The 15,667-nt window shown below is 64.2% G+C and carries 15 protein-coding genes; 13 read left to right on the forward strand and 2 right to left on the reverse strand.

What is annotated here, in order from left to right:
• Position 1 precedes the first annotated feature (1 nt).
• The 3 genes from ACG00X_RS00520 to ACG00X_RS00530 are packed head-to-tail and all read left to right on the forward strand — an operon-like array spanning position 2 to position 2,915.
• Positions 2-946, forward strand: coding sequence for an ABC transporter permease (locus ACG00X_RS00520; protein WP_394485876.1), 945 nt, complete (start codon positions 2-4; stop codon positions 944-946).
• Positions 943-1,923: an ABC transporter ATP-binding protein gene (locus tag ACG00X_RS00525; protein WP_394485878.1), complete on the forward strand. Its 981-nt coding sequence runs from the start codon at positions 943-945 to the stop codon at positions 1,921-1,923. Before ACG00X_RS00520 ends, ACG00X_RS00525 begins: the two co-directional genes overlap by 4 nt.
• Positions 1,920-2,915, forward strand: a complete 996-nt coding sequence (locus tag ACG00X_RS00530) for an ABC transporter ATP-binding protein (RefSeq protein WP_394485880.1) — start codon at positions 1,920-1,922, stop codon at positions 2,913-2,915. Before ACG00X_RS00525 ends, ACG00X_RS00530 begins: the two co-directional genes overlap by 4 nt.
• On the opposite strand, the gene lptM is transcribed toward ACG00X_RS00530, so the two are convergent.
• Positions 2,912-3,061 carry an LPS translocon maturation chaperone LptM gene (gene lptM / locus ACG00X_RS00535; protein WP_394485881.1) on the reverse strand — a complete coding sequence of 50 codons (150 nt, stop codon included), beginning with the start codon at positions 3,059-3,061 and terminating at the stop codon, positions 2,912-2,914. The two genes, ACG00X_RS00530 and lptM, sit on opposite strands and share 4 nt — an antisense overlap.
• 11 nt (positions 3,062-3,072) lie before the next feature.
• Between lptM and cyaY the strand changes: the two genes are divergently transcribed.
• Complete coding sequence (gene cyaY, locus ACG00X_RS00540) at positions 3,073-3,405, forward strand: iron donor protein CyaY (RefSeq protein ID WP_394485883.1); 333 nt, start codon at positions 3,073-3,075, stop codon at positions 3,403-3,405.
• A gap of 8 nt (positions 3,406-3,413) precedes the next feature.
• Here the strand turns inward: cyaY and ACG00X_RS00545 are convergent, their stop codons facing one another.
• Positions 3,414-5,810, reverse strand: a complete 2,397-nt coding sequence (locus tag ACG00X_RS00545) for a penicillin-binding protein 1A (protein WP_394485885.1) — start codon at positions 5,808-5,810, stop codon at positions 3,414-3,416.
• 284 nt (positions 5,811-6,094) lie between these two features.
• Here ACG00X_RS00545 and ACG00X_RS00550 point away from each other — a divergent pair, with 284 nt between their 5' ends.
• From ACG00X_RS00550 to ACG00X_RS00590, 9 genes are all read left to right on the forward strand, one after another.
• Entirely contained in the window at positions 6,095-7,174 is a 1,080-nt protein-coding gene (locus ACG00X_RS00550; protein ID WP_394485887.1) for a pilus assembly protein PilM, read from the forward strand.
• Positions 7,171-7,773 (forward strand): PilN domain-containing protein, encoded by a 603-nt coding sequence (locus tag ACG00X_RS00555; RefSeq protein ID WP_394485890.1) that lies wholly within the window; start codon positions 7,171-7,173, stop codon positions 7,771-7,773. The genes ACG00X_RS00550 and ACG00X_RS00555 overlap by 4 nt, the downstream gene beginning before the upstream one ends.
• Before the next feature lie 5 nt (positions 7,774-7,778).
• Positions 7,779-8,474: a type IV pilus inner membrane component PilO gene (locus tag ACG00X_RS00560; protein ID WP_394485891.1), complete on the forward strand. Its 696-nt coding sequence runs from the start codon at positions 7,779-7,781 to the stop codon at positions 8,472-8,474.
• Positions 8,471-8,995, forward strand: coding sequence for a pilus assembly protein PilP (locus tag ACG00X_RS00565; protein WP_394485893.1), 525 nt, complete (start codon positions 8,471-8,473; stop codon positions 8,993-8,995). Before ACG00X_RS00560 ends, ACG00X_RS00565 begins: the two co-directional genes overlap by 4 nt.
• Positions 8,992-11,184, forward strand: coding sequence for a type IV pilus secretin PilQ (locus ACG00X_RS00570; RefSeq protein ID WP_394485895.1), 2,193 nt, complete (start codon positions 8,992-8,994; stop codon positions 11,182-11,184). The genes ACG00X_RS00565 and ACG00X_RS00570 overlap by 4 nt, the downstream gene beginning before the upstream one ends.
• 223 nt (positions 11,185-11,407) lie before the next feature.
• Complete coding sequence (locus tag ACG00X_RS00575) at positions 11,408-12,778, forward strand: Ig-like domain-containing protein (protein WP_394485897.1); 1,371 nt, start codon at positions 11,408-11,410, stop codon at positions 12,776-12,778.
• Positions 12,779-12,782: 4 nt separating this feature from the next.
• Positions 12,783-13,346, forward strand: a complete 564-nt coding sequence (locus tag ACG00X_RS00580; protein ID WP_394485899.1) for a shikimate kinase — start codon at positions 12,783-12,785, stop codon at positions 13,344-13,346.
• Positions 13,347-13,394: 48 nt separating this feature from the next.
• Complete coding sequence (aroB, locus tag ACG00X_RS00585) at positions 13,395-14,489, forward strand: 3-dehydroquinate synthase (protein ID WP_394485901.1); 1,095 nt, start codon at positions 13,395-13,397, stop codon at positions 14,487-14,489.
• Positions 14,489-15,628 (forward strand): deoxyguanosinetriphosphate triphosphohydrolase, encoded by a 1,140-nt coding sequence (locus ACG00X_RS00590; protein WP_394485903.1) that lies wholly within the window; start codon positions 14,489-14,491, stop codon positions 15,626-15,628. The genes aroB and ACG00X_RS00590 overlap by 1 nt, the downstream gene beginning before the upstream one ends.
• Positions 15,629-15,667 lie beyond the last annotated feature (39 nt).

Below are 15,667 nucleotides of genomic sequence, written 5' to 3' on the forward strand. Positions count from 1 at the left end.
CATGGCTGCTGACGCCAATTCCAAGCCGGTGCCGGCCGCCTCCGCGCTGCGGCGGTTCTTCGATGGCGATGTCTGGCATTCCTTTCGCTCGTCGCCCACGGCGGTGGGGGCGGCGCTCGTCGCGCTGGTCTGCGTCGTCTGCGCGCTGTTCGCAGAGTTCGTCGCGCCTCACAACCCCTTCGACCTGGCCACGCTGGAGCTGATGGATTCTCTGAAGCCGCCTGCGTGGCTCGAAGGGGGCGAGCGCAAATTCCTCATCGGCACCGATGGCCAGGGGCGCGACATCCTGTCCGCCTTGATGTATGGCACGCGCATCTCGCTGCTGGTGGGCGTGGCTTCGGTGCTGCTGTCCATTGCCATCGGCGTCAGCCTGGGCCTGCTCGCGGGCTTCGTCGGCGGGCGCACCGATGCCTTCATCATGCGCGTCTGCGATGTGATGCTGTCCTTCCCGTCCATCCTGGTGGCGCTGATGATCAGCGGCGTCGGGCGCAGCCTGTTCCCGCAGGCGCCGGATGCGCTGGCCTTCGTCGTGCTGGTGCTGGCCATCGCGTTGACGGGGTGGGTGCAATACGCGCGCACGGTGCGTGGCTCCACGCTGGTGGAGCGCCACAAGGAGTATGTGCAGGCGGCTCGCGTGATCGGCGTCGGGTCGCTGCGCATCATGCGGCGGCATGTGCTGCCCAATGTGCTGGGCCCGGTGCTGGTGCTGGCCACCATCCAGGTGGCCTCGGCCATCATCACCGAGGCGACGCTGTCGTTTCTCGGCGTCGGCGTGCCGGTCACCAGCCCTTCGCTGGGCACGCTGATCCGCAATGGCAACGACACGCTGTTCTCGGGCGAGTGGTGGATCACGGCCTGGCCCAGCCTGACCCTTGTGCTCATCACGCTCAGCGTGAACCTGCTGGGCGACTGGCTGCGCGACGCGTTGAACCCCCGCCTGCGATGACCGAACCCTTGCTCGAAGTGAACCACCTGCGGGTGGAGTTTCCGACGCGCCGCGGCACGCTGCTGGCGCTGGACGACATCTCCCTGACGATCGCACCCGGCGAAATCCTCGGCGTGGTGGGCGAATCCGGCGCGGGCAAATCGCTGACCGGCGCGGCCATCATCGGCCTGCTAGACCCGCCGGGTCGCATCGCGGCCGGCGAGATTCACCTGGCGGGCCGCCGCATCGACAACCTGCCGTATGACCAGATGCGGCGCGTGCGCGGCCGCGAGATCGGTGCCGTCTTCCAGGACCCGTTGACCTCGCTGAACCCGCTCTACACCGTGGGGCAACAGCTCGTCGAGACCATCGTCACGCACCTGAACCTGAGTGCCGCGCAGGCGCGCCAGCGGGCCATCGAGCTGCTGGCTTCCACCGGCATCCCGGCGCCCGAGGCGCGGGTGGACCACTACCCGCACCAGTTCTCCGGCGGCATGCGCCAGCGTGTCGTCATTGCGCTGGCCCTGGCGGCGCAGCCCAAGCTCATCGTGGCGGATGAGCCGACGACGGCGCTGGATGTCTCCATTCAGGCGCAGATCATTGCGCTGCTCAAGAAGGTGTGCCGAGAGCAGGGCGCCGCCGTCATGCTCGTGACGCACGACATGGGCGTTATCGCCGAGAGTTGCGATCGCGTTGCCGTCATGTATGCGGGCCGGGTTGCCGAGATCGGGCCCGTGGCCGACGTCATCCACCGGCCGGCCCATCCGTACACGGCCGGCCTCATGGGCGCCATTCCGGCGATGGACGAAGACCGTGAGCGGCTGCTGCAGATCGATGGCGCCATGCCGCGCCTGATCGCGATTCCATCCGGCTGCGCCTTTCATCCGCGCTGTGAGCGTGCGACAGATCGGTGCCGGCAGGAGCGTCCGGAACTCGCGGCCGCCGGGGTGACGCAGGCTGCCTGCTGGCATCCCATCGCGGAGGAGGTATCGCCATGAGCCGCCCACTCGTGGAAGTGCAAGACCTGGCCAAGGTCTTCGATGTGTCGGCGCCCTGGCTCAACCGGGTCGTCGAGCGCAAGCCCAGGGCCTTTGTGCACGCAGTGGACGGCGTGTCGTTCAGCATCGAGCGTGGGCAGACGCTGGCCCTCGTCGGCGAGAGCGGCTGCGGCAAGAGCACGATCGCCCGTCTGCTCGTCGGCTTGTACGGCGTGACCCGCGGCGCGGTGCGGTTCGATGGCGAGGACATCGCAAAGACGCTGTCCGGCGCGGGAGCCTTGCCGCTGCGCCGGCGCATGCAGATGATCTTCCAGGACCCTTATGCGTCGCTGAACCCACGCTGGAAGGTGCTCGACATCGTGGCGGAGCCGATGCGGGAGCATGGCCTGGTCAAGGGCGCGGCCGAAGCGCGCGAGCGTGTCGGTGAACTGCTGAGTTCGGTGGGGCTGAACCCGGCCGATGCCGAGAAGTTCCCGCACCAGTTCTCGGGCGGGCAGCGTCAGCGCATCTCGATCGCGCGTGCGCTGGCGACGCAGCCGGAGTTCCTCGTCTGCGACGAGCCGACGTCGGCTCTGGACGTGTCCGTGCAGGCGCAGGTGCTCAACATCATGAAAGACCTGCAGCGGCAGCGCGGCCTCACCTATCTGTTCATCTCGCACAACCTCGCGGTCGTGCGCCATGTGGCGGATCAGGTCGGCGTCATGTACCTGGGGCGGTTGGTGGAGGTGGCGGGCAAGGCGGACTTGTTTGGCCGCCCCCAGCATCCGTACACCCGCATGCTGCTCGATGCGATCCCGGACATCCACATGACCGGGCGCGCCCGCACGCCCGTGCAGGGCGAAGTGCCCAATCCGCTCAATCCGCCCAGTGGCTGCAGTTTTCACCCGCGCTGCCCGCTGGCCAGCGAGCGCTGCAAGGCCGAGCGGCCGGCGCTGCTGGAGATCCGGGGTGTGCGCGTGGCCTGCCACGCGGTGGAAGAGGGGCGGGATTAGCGCGCGGGTGCCGAGGCCGGCCCGGAGGCCGCGCTGGCCGGCTTGGGCAGCGTCAGCGGTCCTTTCTGGCCACAACCCGCGAGGGCGGTAAGGGTGATCGCGAGAGCGACAAGGCGCCCACCTACACTGACGGCAGTTCTCTTCATTGCCGCAGTTTATGTCCCTGTCCGACGCCGAATATCACACCAAGGCCCACGCGCTGCTGGCCCGCATCGAGGCGCAGATCGACGCCTGGCTCGATGACGATGTGGTCGACATCGACACGCACCGCACCGGCGGACTGCTGGAACTCAGCCTGCCGGGCGGCAGCAAGATCGTGTTGAACACGCAGCCGCCGCTGCAGGAGATTTGGCTGGCCGCCCGGTCGGGCGGCTATCACTTCAAGTGGGACGGCTCGCGCTGGATCGACCGGGAAGGCCAGGAGCTGCTGGCGCGTCTGTCGCGCAGTGCCAGCGAGCAGGCCGGCTGCCCGCTGACGTTCAGCGCCTGAGCCGCGGCTCAGCGCTTGAACAGGTCGAGGATGGACTTTTTCTCGTCGTCGCTGGCCGCGGGCGGAGCGCCTGTGTCGTTGCCCAACTCGCTCACGCCGTTGCCGGGGGCAAATTCCTCGTAGAACCATTCGCCGTTCACATTGACGACGCCTTCGGGTGCGGTCACTTCGCTGACGGTTTTGTTCTTCAGCGCGACCTGCATGTATTCAATCCACACCGGCAAACTCAGCCCGCCGCCGGTTTCGCGGTCGCCCAATTTGCGCGGCTGGTCGTAGCCAATCCAGACCACGGCCACCAATTCCTTTTGATACCCGGCAAACCAGGCATCCATCGAATCGTTGGTCGTGCCGGTCTTGCCGTAGATGTCCGGCCGCTTCAGCGTGCCCTGGGCGCGGGCTGCGGTGCCGCTCCTGGTAACTTCTTGTAAGAGGCTGCTCATCAGAAATGCGTTGCGCGGCTCGACGGCACGAGCGCCGTCGGCCAACGCGACGGGCTGGGCTTCGTAGAGCTGCCGGCCCTTGTTGTCGGTGATGCGGGAGATCAGCTGCGGATTGACGCGGTAGCCGCCATTGGCGAACACGGCGTAGCCCTGTGCCATCTGCATCGGCGTCACTGAGCCGGCACCCAGCGCCATGGTCAGGTAGGCCGGGTGCCTGTCGGCCTCGAAGCCGAAGTGCGTGATCCAGTCCTGCGCATAGTGCACGCCGATGGACTGCAGCACGCGGATCGAAACCATGTTCTTCGACTTGGCCAGCGCGGTGCGCAGCGGCATCGGCCCCTCGAACTTGCCGTCGTAGTTCTTGGGCTCCCAGGGCTGGCTGCCCGTGGTGCCGGCGTCGAAGAACAGCGGCGCGTCATTCACGATCGTGGCCGGCGTGAAGCCCTTCTCCAGGGCGGCCGAATAGATGAATGGCTTGAAGCTGGAACCCGGCTGGCGCCAGGCCTGGGTGACGTGGTTGAACTTGTTCTTGTTGTAGTCGAAACCGCCGACCAGCGCTCGCACCTGCCCGTTGCGCGGGTCCAGCGCCACAAACGCGCCTTCCACCTCGGGGAGTTGCGTGATCGTCCACTCGCCGCCGTCCTTTTGTTTGGCGCCCTTGACCACGCGAATCACGGCGCCGCGGCGGATGCGTGTCTTGGGGTTGCCCTTCTCGGACAGGCCAGACGTGGCGGGGCGCAGCCCCTCGCCGGTGATCGTGATCACGTCGCCGCTTTGCAACACGGCCGTGACCTTCTTCGGGTCGGCTTCCAGCACGACCGCGGCCAGCAGTTCGTCGTTGGCGGGGTGGTCGGCCAGGGCCTCGGCGATGCGCGAGTCGAGCGCGCGGGCGTCGCCCGGCAGGTCTGCGTAGGCTTCCGGGCCGCGGTAGACCTGTCGCTTTTCGTAATCGAGCAGGCCGCGCCGCAGGGCGCGGTAGGCCGTGTTCTGCTCGGCGCTGTCCAGCGTCAGGTAGACGTTCAGGCCGCGGGAGTACGCTTCATCGCCGTACTGATTGAAGATCAGCTGGCGCGCCGCCTCGGCGACGAACTCGGCGTGCGACGCCGACTCCTGGACGGGCCGGATGCGCAGCTTTTCGGCCTTGGCCTCGTCCCGCTGTTCCTCCGTGATGTAACCAGTCTCGAACATCCGCTCGATGATGTACTGCTGGCGGATCCCGGCGCGTCTCGGGTTGTTGATCGGGTTGTAGGCCGACGGTGCCTTCGGCAGGCCGGCCAGCATGGCGGCCTCCGCGACGCTGACCTTGTCCAGCGTCTTGCCGAAATAGACCTCGCTGGCGGCGGCGAAGCCGTGGGCGCGGTGCCCCAGGAAGATCTGGTTCATGTAGATCTCGAGGATCTTCTCCTTGGGCAGGGCGGCCTCGATCTTCAGTGCCAGCAGGATCTCGTAGATCTTGCGCGTGAACGTCTTCTCCGTGGAGAGGTAGAAGTTGCGCGCCACCTGCATGGTGATCGTCGACGCCCCCTGGCTGCGCGACTCGCCCACGTTCGCCAGGCCGGCGCGGATGATGCCCAGGTAGTCCACACCACCGTGCTGGTAGAAGCGGGCGTCCTCGATGGCCAGCACCGCCTCCTGCATCACCTTGGGAATCTGCTCGATGGGCAGGTAGCTGCGGCGCTCCTCGCCGAACTCGCCAAGCAGCACGCCATCACTGGACAGCACCCGCATCGGCAGTTTGGGCCGGTAGTCGGTCAGGCCGCTGATGTCCGGCAGGTTCGGATAGGCCAGCGCCAGCCCCATGGCCACTAGCATCACCGCCGCGGCAACGCCGCCCGCCAGCAGGCCGAAGCACCAGAGCACGGCGCGGCCCAGCTTGGCGCCGAAGGAGCGTGGCTTGCGGGAGGGGGAGGCGCCGGCCGCTGCGGGGGGCGAATGGGGAGCGGCGGATCGAGACTTGTCGTTCATGTGCCGGCGAAGCGCGCTCGCAGGCGCGAGAGAGGAGGGCGGCGGATTATAGGAAGCGGCTCACGGTCAGCCTGGCGGACCAGCGTCGCCCGCTGGGGTGTGCAAAACGCCGCTTCCCGGCCGTTTTTTGCATGCGCGGCAGCCGCCGACCTCGTGTATGTTTGGCAACGCGGCGTTACGAGCTGGCACCGAATTCGCGTTCGGCGTCAAAGGCTTTGCTGCTAGCATTCAAGTAACTTATTAATAGTCCGATACGTATCTCAACGCATCGGCGAGCAAAGGGCATGGGAATACTTGACGCGCTTTTGGGTCGCAAGCACCCTCCCCTGATTGGCCTGGATATTAGTTCCTCCAGCGTCAAGCTGGTGGAGTTGAGTCAGACCGCTAACGGCGAATTTGTGCTGGAACGTTTCGCGAGTGAGCCTTTCGAGAAGGGTTGGATCGCCGACGGCCAGATCGAGAAGTTCGATGAGGTGGCGGACGCCGTGCGCCGCGTCGTGGCGCGCAGCGGCAGCAAGACCCGCGAGGCAGCGCTGGCGATGCCGCAGTCGGCTGTCATCACGAAGAAGATCATGCTGCCCGCCGGGCTGCGTGACGAAGAGCTGGAGCTGCAGGTCGAGGCCGAGGCCAATCAGTACATCCCGTTCTCGCTGGACGAGGTCAGCCTGGACTTCTGTGTCATGGGGCCGAGCCCGACTTCGGTTGGTGATGTCGAGGTGCTGATTGCTGCGTCCCGCAAGGATCGCGTGCAGGATCGCCAAGGCCTTGCCGAAGCCGCAGGGCTGCGTCCTGTCGTGCTTGACATCGAATCTCATGCCTCGCGCATGGCGATGGGGCGCATCATTGCGGGCCTGCCAAATCAAGGCAAGGATGCGCTGGTCGCGCTGTTCGAGATCGGTGCGGACACCACCAGTCTCAAGGTGCTGCGCGACGATGAGCTGCTGTATGACCGCGACCAGTCCTTCGGCGGTGCACAGCTGACGCAACTCATTTCGCGTCAATACGGCTTCTCGTTCGAGGAGGCGGAGCAGAAGAAGCTGAGCAACGATCTCCCGGAAGACTATGAATCCGGCGTGCTCAACCCCTTCGTTGACAGCCTGTCTCAAGAGATCGGTCGGGCGCTGCAGTACTTCTTCACCAGCACGCCGCACCACCGAGTGCACTACGTCATGTTGGCTGGCGGCACGGCGACCTTGCCCGGGCTCAAGGACCGGGTGAGTGACCTGACGGGCTTTGCCTGCATGGTCGTCAACCCGTTTGAAAACATGGGTTTGGGGTCGACGGTACGTGAATCCAAGCTTCAACGTGAGGCGCCGTCCTATCTGACGGCCTGTGGTCTCGCGATGCGGAGGTTTTTCCAGTGATCTTGATCAACCTGCTGCCTTACCGCGAGGAAAGGCGCAAGCGGCGCAAGGCCGCGTTCTTCGCCGGCATGGGGCTGGCTGCTTTGGTGGGCGTCGGTCTCGTCGTTGCCGCGTTCTTGCTGCTTGAGCTGTTGACGCAAGATCAGCAGTCCCGCAACCAGTACATCAAGGGCCAGATCGCCGAACTCGAGATCCAGATCAAGGACATCGCCACGCTCAGGGCGGAGATCGACTCTCTGAAGGCGCGTCAGCGCGCTGTGGAGGACTTGCAGACGGATCGCAACACGCCGGTCCAATTGCTGAGCGACGTTTCGCGACTGGCGCCGGAGGGGATCTACCTGACCGCCATCCGTCAGGCAGACAAGTCGGTCACGATCAACGGCATGGCGCAGACCAACGAGCGGGTCTCGGAGTTCCTGCGCAATGTGTCGCGGGGGTCTGAATGGCTGGAGAAGCCCGACCTGATCGAAGTGAAGCTGGCCAATGTCGGTACCAACTCGCGTGACGCGCGCCGGCTGCTGGAGTTCTCGATGAAGCTCTCCATCAAGGAGCCGCCGCGAGATCCTGCAGCGGGTGCGTCCGCTCCGAAGAACAGCTGATCGACATGGCCACATCTTCCATGCGCAAGTTCGACCTCAACGCCTGGTTCGCGGACCTTGCCGCCCAGTTCCAGGGCCTCAATCCTAAGGAGCCCGGCCAATGGCCCATCGCGCCGAAACTCGCGACGGCGCTGGCCGTCGTCGCGGCAGTCGTCGGCGCGGGCTATTTCTTCTGGCTGGCCGACGTTCAGGCTGCACTCGAGGCGGAGCGCGCCCGTGAACCTCAGCTGCGCGAGGAGTTCCGCAGCAAGCTGGCCCAAGCCGTCAACCTGCCTGAACTGCGCAAGCAGAAGAGCCAGGTCGAGGAATACGTCATTCAGCTCGAGAAGCAGTTGCCCGGCAAGGCCGAGATTGACCAGCTCTTGTCTGACATCAGCAGCGCCGGTGTGGGCCGTGGTTTGCAGTTTGAACTGTTCCGACCGGGGCAGATCGTGCTCAAGGACTACTACGCGGAGCTGCCGATCGCGGTCCGCGTTTCCGGTCGCTATCACGACATTGGCTCGTTCGCGGCAGACGTTTCCAACCTGTCTCGCATCGTCACGTTGCACAACCTCAACGTCGTGGCGCCCACGACGCCGAACAGCGGCCTGTTGAGCATGGAAGCGACGGCGCGCACGTATCGCTATCTCGATCCGACCGAAGTGGCCGAGCAGAAGAGGGCTGCAGCTGCGGCCAAGGCCGCTGCAGGGGGCAAGAAATGAGGCAGTCGCTGATTTGCATCGCGTTGCTGTCCACGTTGGTGGGTTGCAGCGGCGATTCGGACGATCTCCGCCAGTGGATGGAGCAGCAGCGCCGGGAGGCCAAGCCGTCGGTCAAGCCCTTGTTGCCCCCCAAAAAGTTCCTGCCGCAGCCGTACGAGGGGGCCGACACGGTGGACCCGTTCAACCCCCAAAAGCTGTCGGCGGGCATTCGCCAAGACGCAGCTCAGCCGAATTCGCTGCTGACCGCCGAGCTCAAGCGACGCAAGGAGCCGCTTGAGGCTTATCCGCTCGACGCCATGCTCATGGTGGGTAGCCTGACGCGGGATGGCAAGCGCTACGCGCTGCTGCGCGTAGACAACCTGCTCTATCACGTCAAGGTCGGGGAGCACCTCGGCCAGAACTTCGGCAGCATCACCAAGATCACGGAAACCGAGATCACGTTGCGAGAGATCGTCCAGGATGCTGCGGGCGAATATGTCGAACGCGCCAGTACCCTCCAGCTGCAGGAGAAGGGACGATGAAGTCATTCCAGGAGAATAAGTCGATGGGCCGTAGCTGGTTGTTGGGAGTGGCCGTCGCGCTGATGAGCGCGCCATCGGCCTGGGCGCAGGCCCAGATCCGGGCGATCAACACCAGCCAGCAGGCCGGTGTCGATGTCGTGCGTATCGAATTGAATGAGCCTCTGGCCGCCGTGCCGACAGGCTTCACGATTCAGACGCCGCCGCGCATTGCGATCGATCTGCCGGGCGTCATCAACAGCCTTGGTCGCAATTCGGTCGACATCAACCAGGGCAATTTGCGCTCTGCCAACGTGGCTCAGACCGGCGATCGTTCGCGCGTCGTGCTGAACCTGCGCCAGGCGTCGAGCTACACCGCGAAACTTGATGGCAGTGCGCTTGTTCTCGTGCTTGGCAGTGCTGCGCCGGCTGCTCAGGCCGCTGGCGGCGAGCCGGTGCACTTTGCGCAAAGCTTGAACACGGCGCCGCAAGCGCTGCGTGACATCGACTTCCGCCGTGGTGCCGACGGCGCTGGGCGTGTCATCGTCAACCTGCCCAGCAACCAGGTGGGTGTGGACATCCAGCAGCAGGGCCAGGGGCTGATCGTCGAATTCCTGCGCTCCAGCCTGCCGGAAAATTTGCGCCGCAAGATCGATGTCACTGACTTCGGCACGCCTGTGCAGTCGGTCACGACGTCGCAAAGCGGTGACCGTGTGCGCATGGTCGTCGAGCCCAAGGGCAACTGGGAGCACAGCGCCTACCAGAGTGACAACCAGTTCGTGCTGGAAGTTCGCCCGCAAAAGGTGGACCCGAACAAGCTGACGCAAGGGCCTGGATATGCAGGTGACAAGTTGTCGCTGAACTTCCAGAACATTGAAGTTCGTGCGCTGCTGCAGGTCATCGCCGACTTCACGAACTTCAACGTCGTCACCAGCGATACGGTGACCGGCACTGTCACGCTGCGTCTGAAGGACGTGCCCTGGGATCAGGCGCTGGACATCATCATGCAGGCCAAGGGGCTGGGCTTGAAGAAGTCCGGCAACGTGCTGTGGATCGCGCCCAAGGATGAACTGGCCGCGAAGGAAAAGCTTGATCTCGAAGCCAAGGCGGCGATCGCCCAGTTGGAGCCGGTGCGCACCCAGTCCTTCCAACTCAATTACGTGAAGGCTGAAGAAGTCGCCAAGGGCATCAGCGGCCAGAGCATCGGAACAAGTGGTGGATCGGGCAGCAGTAGCAGTAGCAGTGGAAGCGGCTCGAATGCCGGCATGCGCATCTTGTCGCCGCGCGGCAGTGTGATTTCGGAATCACGGACGAACCAGCTCTTCGTGTCGGACATCCCGAGCAAGCTCGAGGAAATCCAGGCCATGATCACCAAAATCGACGTGCCTGTCAGGCAGGTTCTGATCGAGGCGCGCATCGTTGAGGCGAACGACAAGTTCGGTCGTGCGCTCGGTGTGAAGCTTGGTGTCAACGATTTGCGTGGGGCTCAGGGCGGCATCCCGGGTTACAGCGTGGGTGGCAACAACTACGTGACGGTTGGCGGCAATTACAACGGTGTGGGTTCTCAAACCAACCAGGGCGTTGCTGCGGACTATGCCAATACCCAGTTCGTCAATCTGGCTGCGAATACCTCATCGGACAGCTTCAGTGGCGCCAATGCAGCGACGGTGGCTTTGTCGCTCTTCAGTGCGACGGCCAACCGATTCCTGAATCTCGAGCTGTCGGCCTTGGAGTCCGAGGGTAAGGGCAAGGTGGTTTCCAGCCCCCGCATCATCACGGCGGACCAGGTCAAGGCCATCATCGAACAGGGTGAGGAACTGCCCTACCAGGTGGCGACCTCAAGCGGTGCGACTTCCATCGCGTTCCGAAAAGCCAATTTGAAGCTCGAGGTGACGCCACAAATCACGCCGGAAGGCAGCGTCATCCTGAATGTGGACGTCAACAAAGACAGCCGTGGCACGCTGACGTCGCAAGGCTACGCCATTAACACCAAGCATGCGCAGACGCAGGTGTTGGTTGAAAACGGTGGCACCGTGGTCATCGGCGGTATCTATACGCAGGATGAGGGCGAGGCAGTCAACAAGGTGCCGGTGCTGGGTGACATTCCCTACCTCGGCAATCTGTTCAAGAACAAAACCCGTACGTCGGCGAAAACCGAACTGCTGATCTTCCTGACGCCGAAGGTCGTCAGCGAGCGTTCGGTGGTGCGTTGATACGATTTGAAATTGACACGTTGAGTTCTGCTTGGCGTTGGGAGTCCGTTCAATGATGAACTTGGGAGGTTGGCATTGGCGCGCTGCGAGGCATTTGCTGGCTGGTGCGTTCGCGCTGGCTGTGGCGGCATGCGGTGGTGGCGGCGGTAGCGCTGGAACCCCGCTGCTTGGTCCCGGTTCCAGTTCGGGCTCTGGGTCCGGTGGGTCCTCGGCCAAGTACTCTTTGACGGTCCAAATCGAGCGTGCCGGCACGGCCGTCACCCAGATCACCAGCGTTGAAACCGTCAAGGCTGTGGCTCGGTTGACCAGCAGCAGCGGCTCGCCAGTGGCGGGTGTGGTGGTTACGTTTGTCGAAGGCTCGGCTGGGTTGCTGGCGTTTCAGCCAGCGGCTGGCACCGCGTTGACCGACGCGGACGGTAAGGCGACGCTGGATGTGGGTGCCAAGGCGAGCACCAGCATCGGGTCCACAACGGTGACGGCGACTGCAACCGTTTCCGGTACATCGGTTACTGCGAGTCAGGCAATCTCGGTGGGAGCGGCGGCGGCCACGACTCCCACGTCGGCAACAATTGCTTTTGTTGGCAGCAGCACATCTGGGCAAGCCATTGCAATCAAGGGTGCCGGAGGAAGTGGTCGTGCGGAAGCGGCGATTCTGGCTTTCAAGGTGCTTGACTCCAAGGGTGCGCCAATTGCCGGTGCGGCCGTGAATTTCACGGCAAATCTGCAGGAGGCGGCCGGTGCCACGTTCAGTCCCGCGTCGGCCGTGAGCGATTCGAGCGGGCGAGTCACGACGGCGGTGCTTTCGGGGTTTTCAGCAGGATCTATGGTGGTGGTTGCGACGGCAGCTTCATCCACGAACGTGGCCGTTCAGTCAGACGCACTGCTGATCAGCAACGGCGCGCCTGTCAGTCCGGGCTTTGAGATTGCAGCAGCCAAGTACAACTTGGACGGCGCGTTGGCCGGCGACGCCACGAAGATCACAGCTTATGTGCGAGATCAGTTTGGCAATCCGGTGCCTGATGGCGTGGCGGTGAGTTTTCAGACCGATTACGGAGCTGTTGCGGCCTCCACGATGGGCGGTTGCACGACGGTTAACGGGATGTGCTCGGTCGACTTCCGCGTTCAAGAGCCTCGAGGAACTGGCTTGGCAACCGTCGTTGCTACGATCGGTGCGGGGACATCAACGGTGTTGCAACGCAGTCTGTCCATGCACATGCCGGTACCGGCAAACTCGTCGCTGATCTCGAAGACCACAGCTGACATGCTCACGAAAGTTGCGATGACTTCGTGCAAGCAAACGTTCGAAGCACGATTGCAGGACAGCACGGGGTATGCAATGGCTGCTGGTACGGTTGTCGCTGTGGACTCGACGTCTACTGGCGATCTCGTAGCCACGATCAAGAGTGGCAATCCAGTCATGGATGCATTGGACTTGGCGCCAACGGCGGTTGCGTTTGAAATCAATGCAACGAATGCGAGCCTTGGCTGCAATGCCGCAGGGACGGGGCAAGGTACTGCAGAGGTGACCTTGAGTTGGACAACGCCGCATGGCGTCAAGCAACCTTGGCTGATAGAAGTCACTTATCCGAAGTGACTGAGTGAAACCCATCGCCCTTGTCGGCATGCCCGGCGGTGGGAAATCCACCGTCGGGAAACAATTGGCACGCCAGATTGGCGTGCCTTTTGTCGATTCAGACCACGAAATCGAGCAGCGCATCGGTGGGTCGATCAAGCAGTTTTTCGAACAGCAGGGCGAAGAAGCTTTTCGCGATCTCGAGACTGAAACGATCGCTGAGCTGATCGCGCGCCCAGGTGATTGCGTGTTGGCGACGGGAGGCGGCGCGGTGCTGCGTGAGCGCAACCGGCAAATGCTTCACGAGGGGGCGACGGTGCTTTACCTGCGTTCGACGCCCGAAGACCTCTTTCGCCGCCTTCGTCATGACACGACCCGGCCACTGTTGCAGGTGAAGGATCCGCTCGCGAAGCTGCGCGAACTGCATCAGCAGCGCGACCCGCTGTATCGCCGCTGTGCCCATTTCGTGCTGGAAAGCGCGAGGCCGTCAGTGCATGCGCTGGTCAACATGGCGTTGATGCAGCTTGAGCTGGCAGGGTTGCTGGACCCGGCTCGGGTGGTGGCTACCGTCGGCGCCGAGCCGCAGTGAGGGCGGCAAGCGCAGAGCCTGCGGCAGGGCGGCCCGTACACTCGATGCATGCCAGTTTCTGACACCGTTCACATCCAGCTGCCCGGCGACCGACGCTACGAAATCCGAATCGGCGCGGGGCTGCTGGACAGCTCCGATGCCTGGCATGGCCTACCCCGGGCGGCAGCTGCGGTCATCGTCAGCAACGAGACGGTGGCACCGCTGTACGCCGGGCGGCTACGCGAGCGCTTGCAGCAGGTCTATGGGCGTGTGGATTTGGTGGTGCTGCCGGATGGCGAGCAGCACAAGGGCTGGGAGAGCCTGAACCGCATCTGCGACCACCTGCTGGGGGCGGCGATGGACCGCAAGACGGTGCTGTTCGCCCTGGGTGGCGGTGTCATCGGGGACATGACGGGCTTCGCGGCGGCCATCTACATGCGTGGCGTGCCCTTTGTGCAGGTGCCGACGACGTTGCTGGCCCAAGTCGATTCGTCCGTGGGCGGCAAGACGGCCATCAACCATCCGCTGGGCAAGAACATGCTGGGCGCGTTCTATCAGCCCGAGCGAGTCATCGCCGATCTCGACACGCTCGATACGCTGCCTGACCGCGAATTGCGGGCCGGGCTTGCAGAGGTCATCAAGTACGGGCCCATTGCCGATGCGTTGTTCCTGGATTGGATCGACGCCAATCTCGACGCACTGCTGGCTCGCGACAAGGGCGTGCTGGCGCATGCCGTTCGGCGCAGTTGCGAGATCAAGGCGCTGGTCGTTGGCCAGGATGAGCGCGAGCAGGGCCTGCGCGCTATCCTGAACTTCGGTCACACCTTCGGCCACGCCATCGAGGCCGGGCTGGGTTACGGGGCCTGGCTGCATGGCGAAGCGGTCGCTTGCGGCATGGTGCTCGCGGCAGACTTGTCGCACCGGCTCGGGCTGGTGCCGGCGGACGCGGTGTTGCGGCTGCGCGCGTTGATCGAGCGGGCCGGGCTGCCGCTGCGGCCGCCACAACTGGGCGTCGATCGCTATCTGCAGCTGATGCGGGTGGACAAGAAGGCCGAGGCGGGTGCCATCCGGTTTGTGCTGCTCGAAGCGGTGGGGCGGGCCGGCTTGCATGCCGTGCCCGATGCCGTCATCGCCGAGGTGCTTCAGGCCCACGGAGCCGCCTGATGGCGTCAACGGTGCGGCCGGCTTACGCGGCGGACTCCGCACGCAGCCGCGGTCGGCGCCTTGCCGAACCCGCAGCGCCCACGCGCAGCGAGTTCCAGCGAGACCGGGATCGCATCATTCACAGCACTGCCTTCCGGCGGCTGGTCTACAAAACCCAGGTCTTCCTGAATCACGAGGGCGACCTGTTCCGAACGCGGTTGACCCATTCACTGGAAGTCGCGCAGCTGGGGCGCTCCATTGGGCGCAGCCTGGGGCTGGACGAGGATCTGGTGGAGGCGGTGGCGCTGGCCCACGACCTGGGCCATACGCCATTCGGGCACGCGGGGCAGGATGTGCTGGACGACTGCATGCGCGATCACGGTGGCTTTGAGCACAACCTGCAGTCGCTGCGTGTTGTCGATAGCCTGGAGCAGCGTTATGCCGCATTCGATGGCCTGAACCTGTGCTTCGAGACCCGGGAAGGCATCCTCAAGCACTGCTCGAGGCGCAATGCCGAGTTGATCGAGGCGTCGGAGCCTGGCGGCATCGCAACCCGTTTCCTGCACGGCGGGCAGCCCAGCCTGGAGGCGCAGCTTTGCAATCTGGCTGACGAGGTGGCCTACAACGCGCATGACGTGGACGACGGTGTGCGCTCGGGTCTCATCGAGCTGGAGCAATTGCTGGAGGTGGATCTTGTTCGCGAGCACTGGCGCGACGCGTTGGCCGCCTACCCGCAGCTGAGCGGCAAGCGCCTGCTGTTCGAGACCATTCGGCGAATGCTGTCGGCGCAGGTGTACGACATCATCGACACCACGCGTGCGGCGCTCGACGATGCCGCGCCTGTCGATGTGCGAGCCGTGCGCGGCATGGACAAGCCACTGCTTCGCTTCAGTGCCGACATGCGCGCCCGCAGCACGGCGCTAAAGCGATTTTTGTTTGCCAACCTCTACCGCCATCCCCAGGTGCAGGCGACTCGCGGGCGTGCAGAGGAGGTGCTGCGCGACATCTTTGAGGCCTACGCAGCAGACGCCACGCAGTTGCCGGCGGACTTCGCTGGGCGCTCGGATCGGGAGCGCGCTTGTGCGGACTACATCGCCGGCATGACCGACCGCTTCGCGATTCGCGAGCACCGCCGTTTGACGGGGAAGATGTTGTTCTGAAATTGGGGTCGGAGTCGACTATGCTGAACCCATCTCCCG

The organism is Pelomonas nitida (assembly GCF_043555975.1).
Classification (GTDB): Bacteria; Pseudomonadota; Gammaproteobacteria; order Burkholderiales; family Burkholderiaceae_C; genus Pelomonas; species Pelomonas nitida.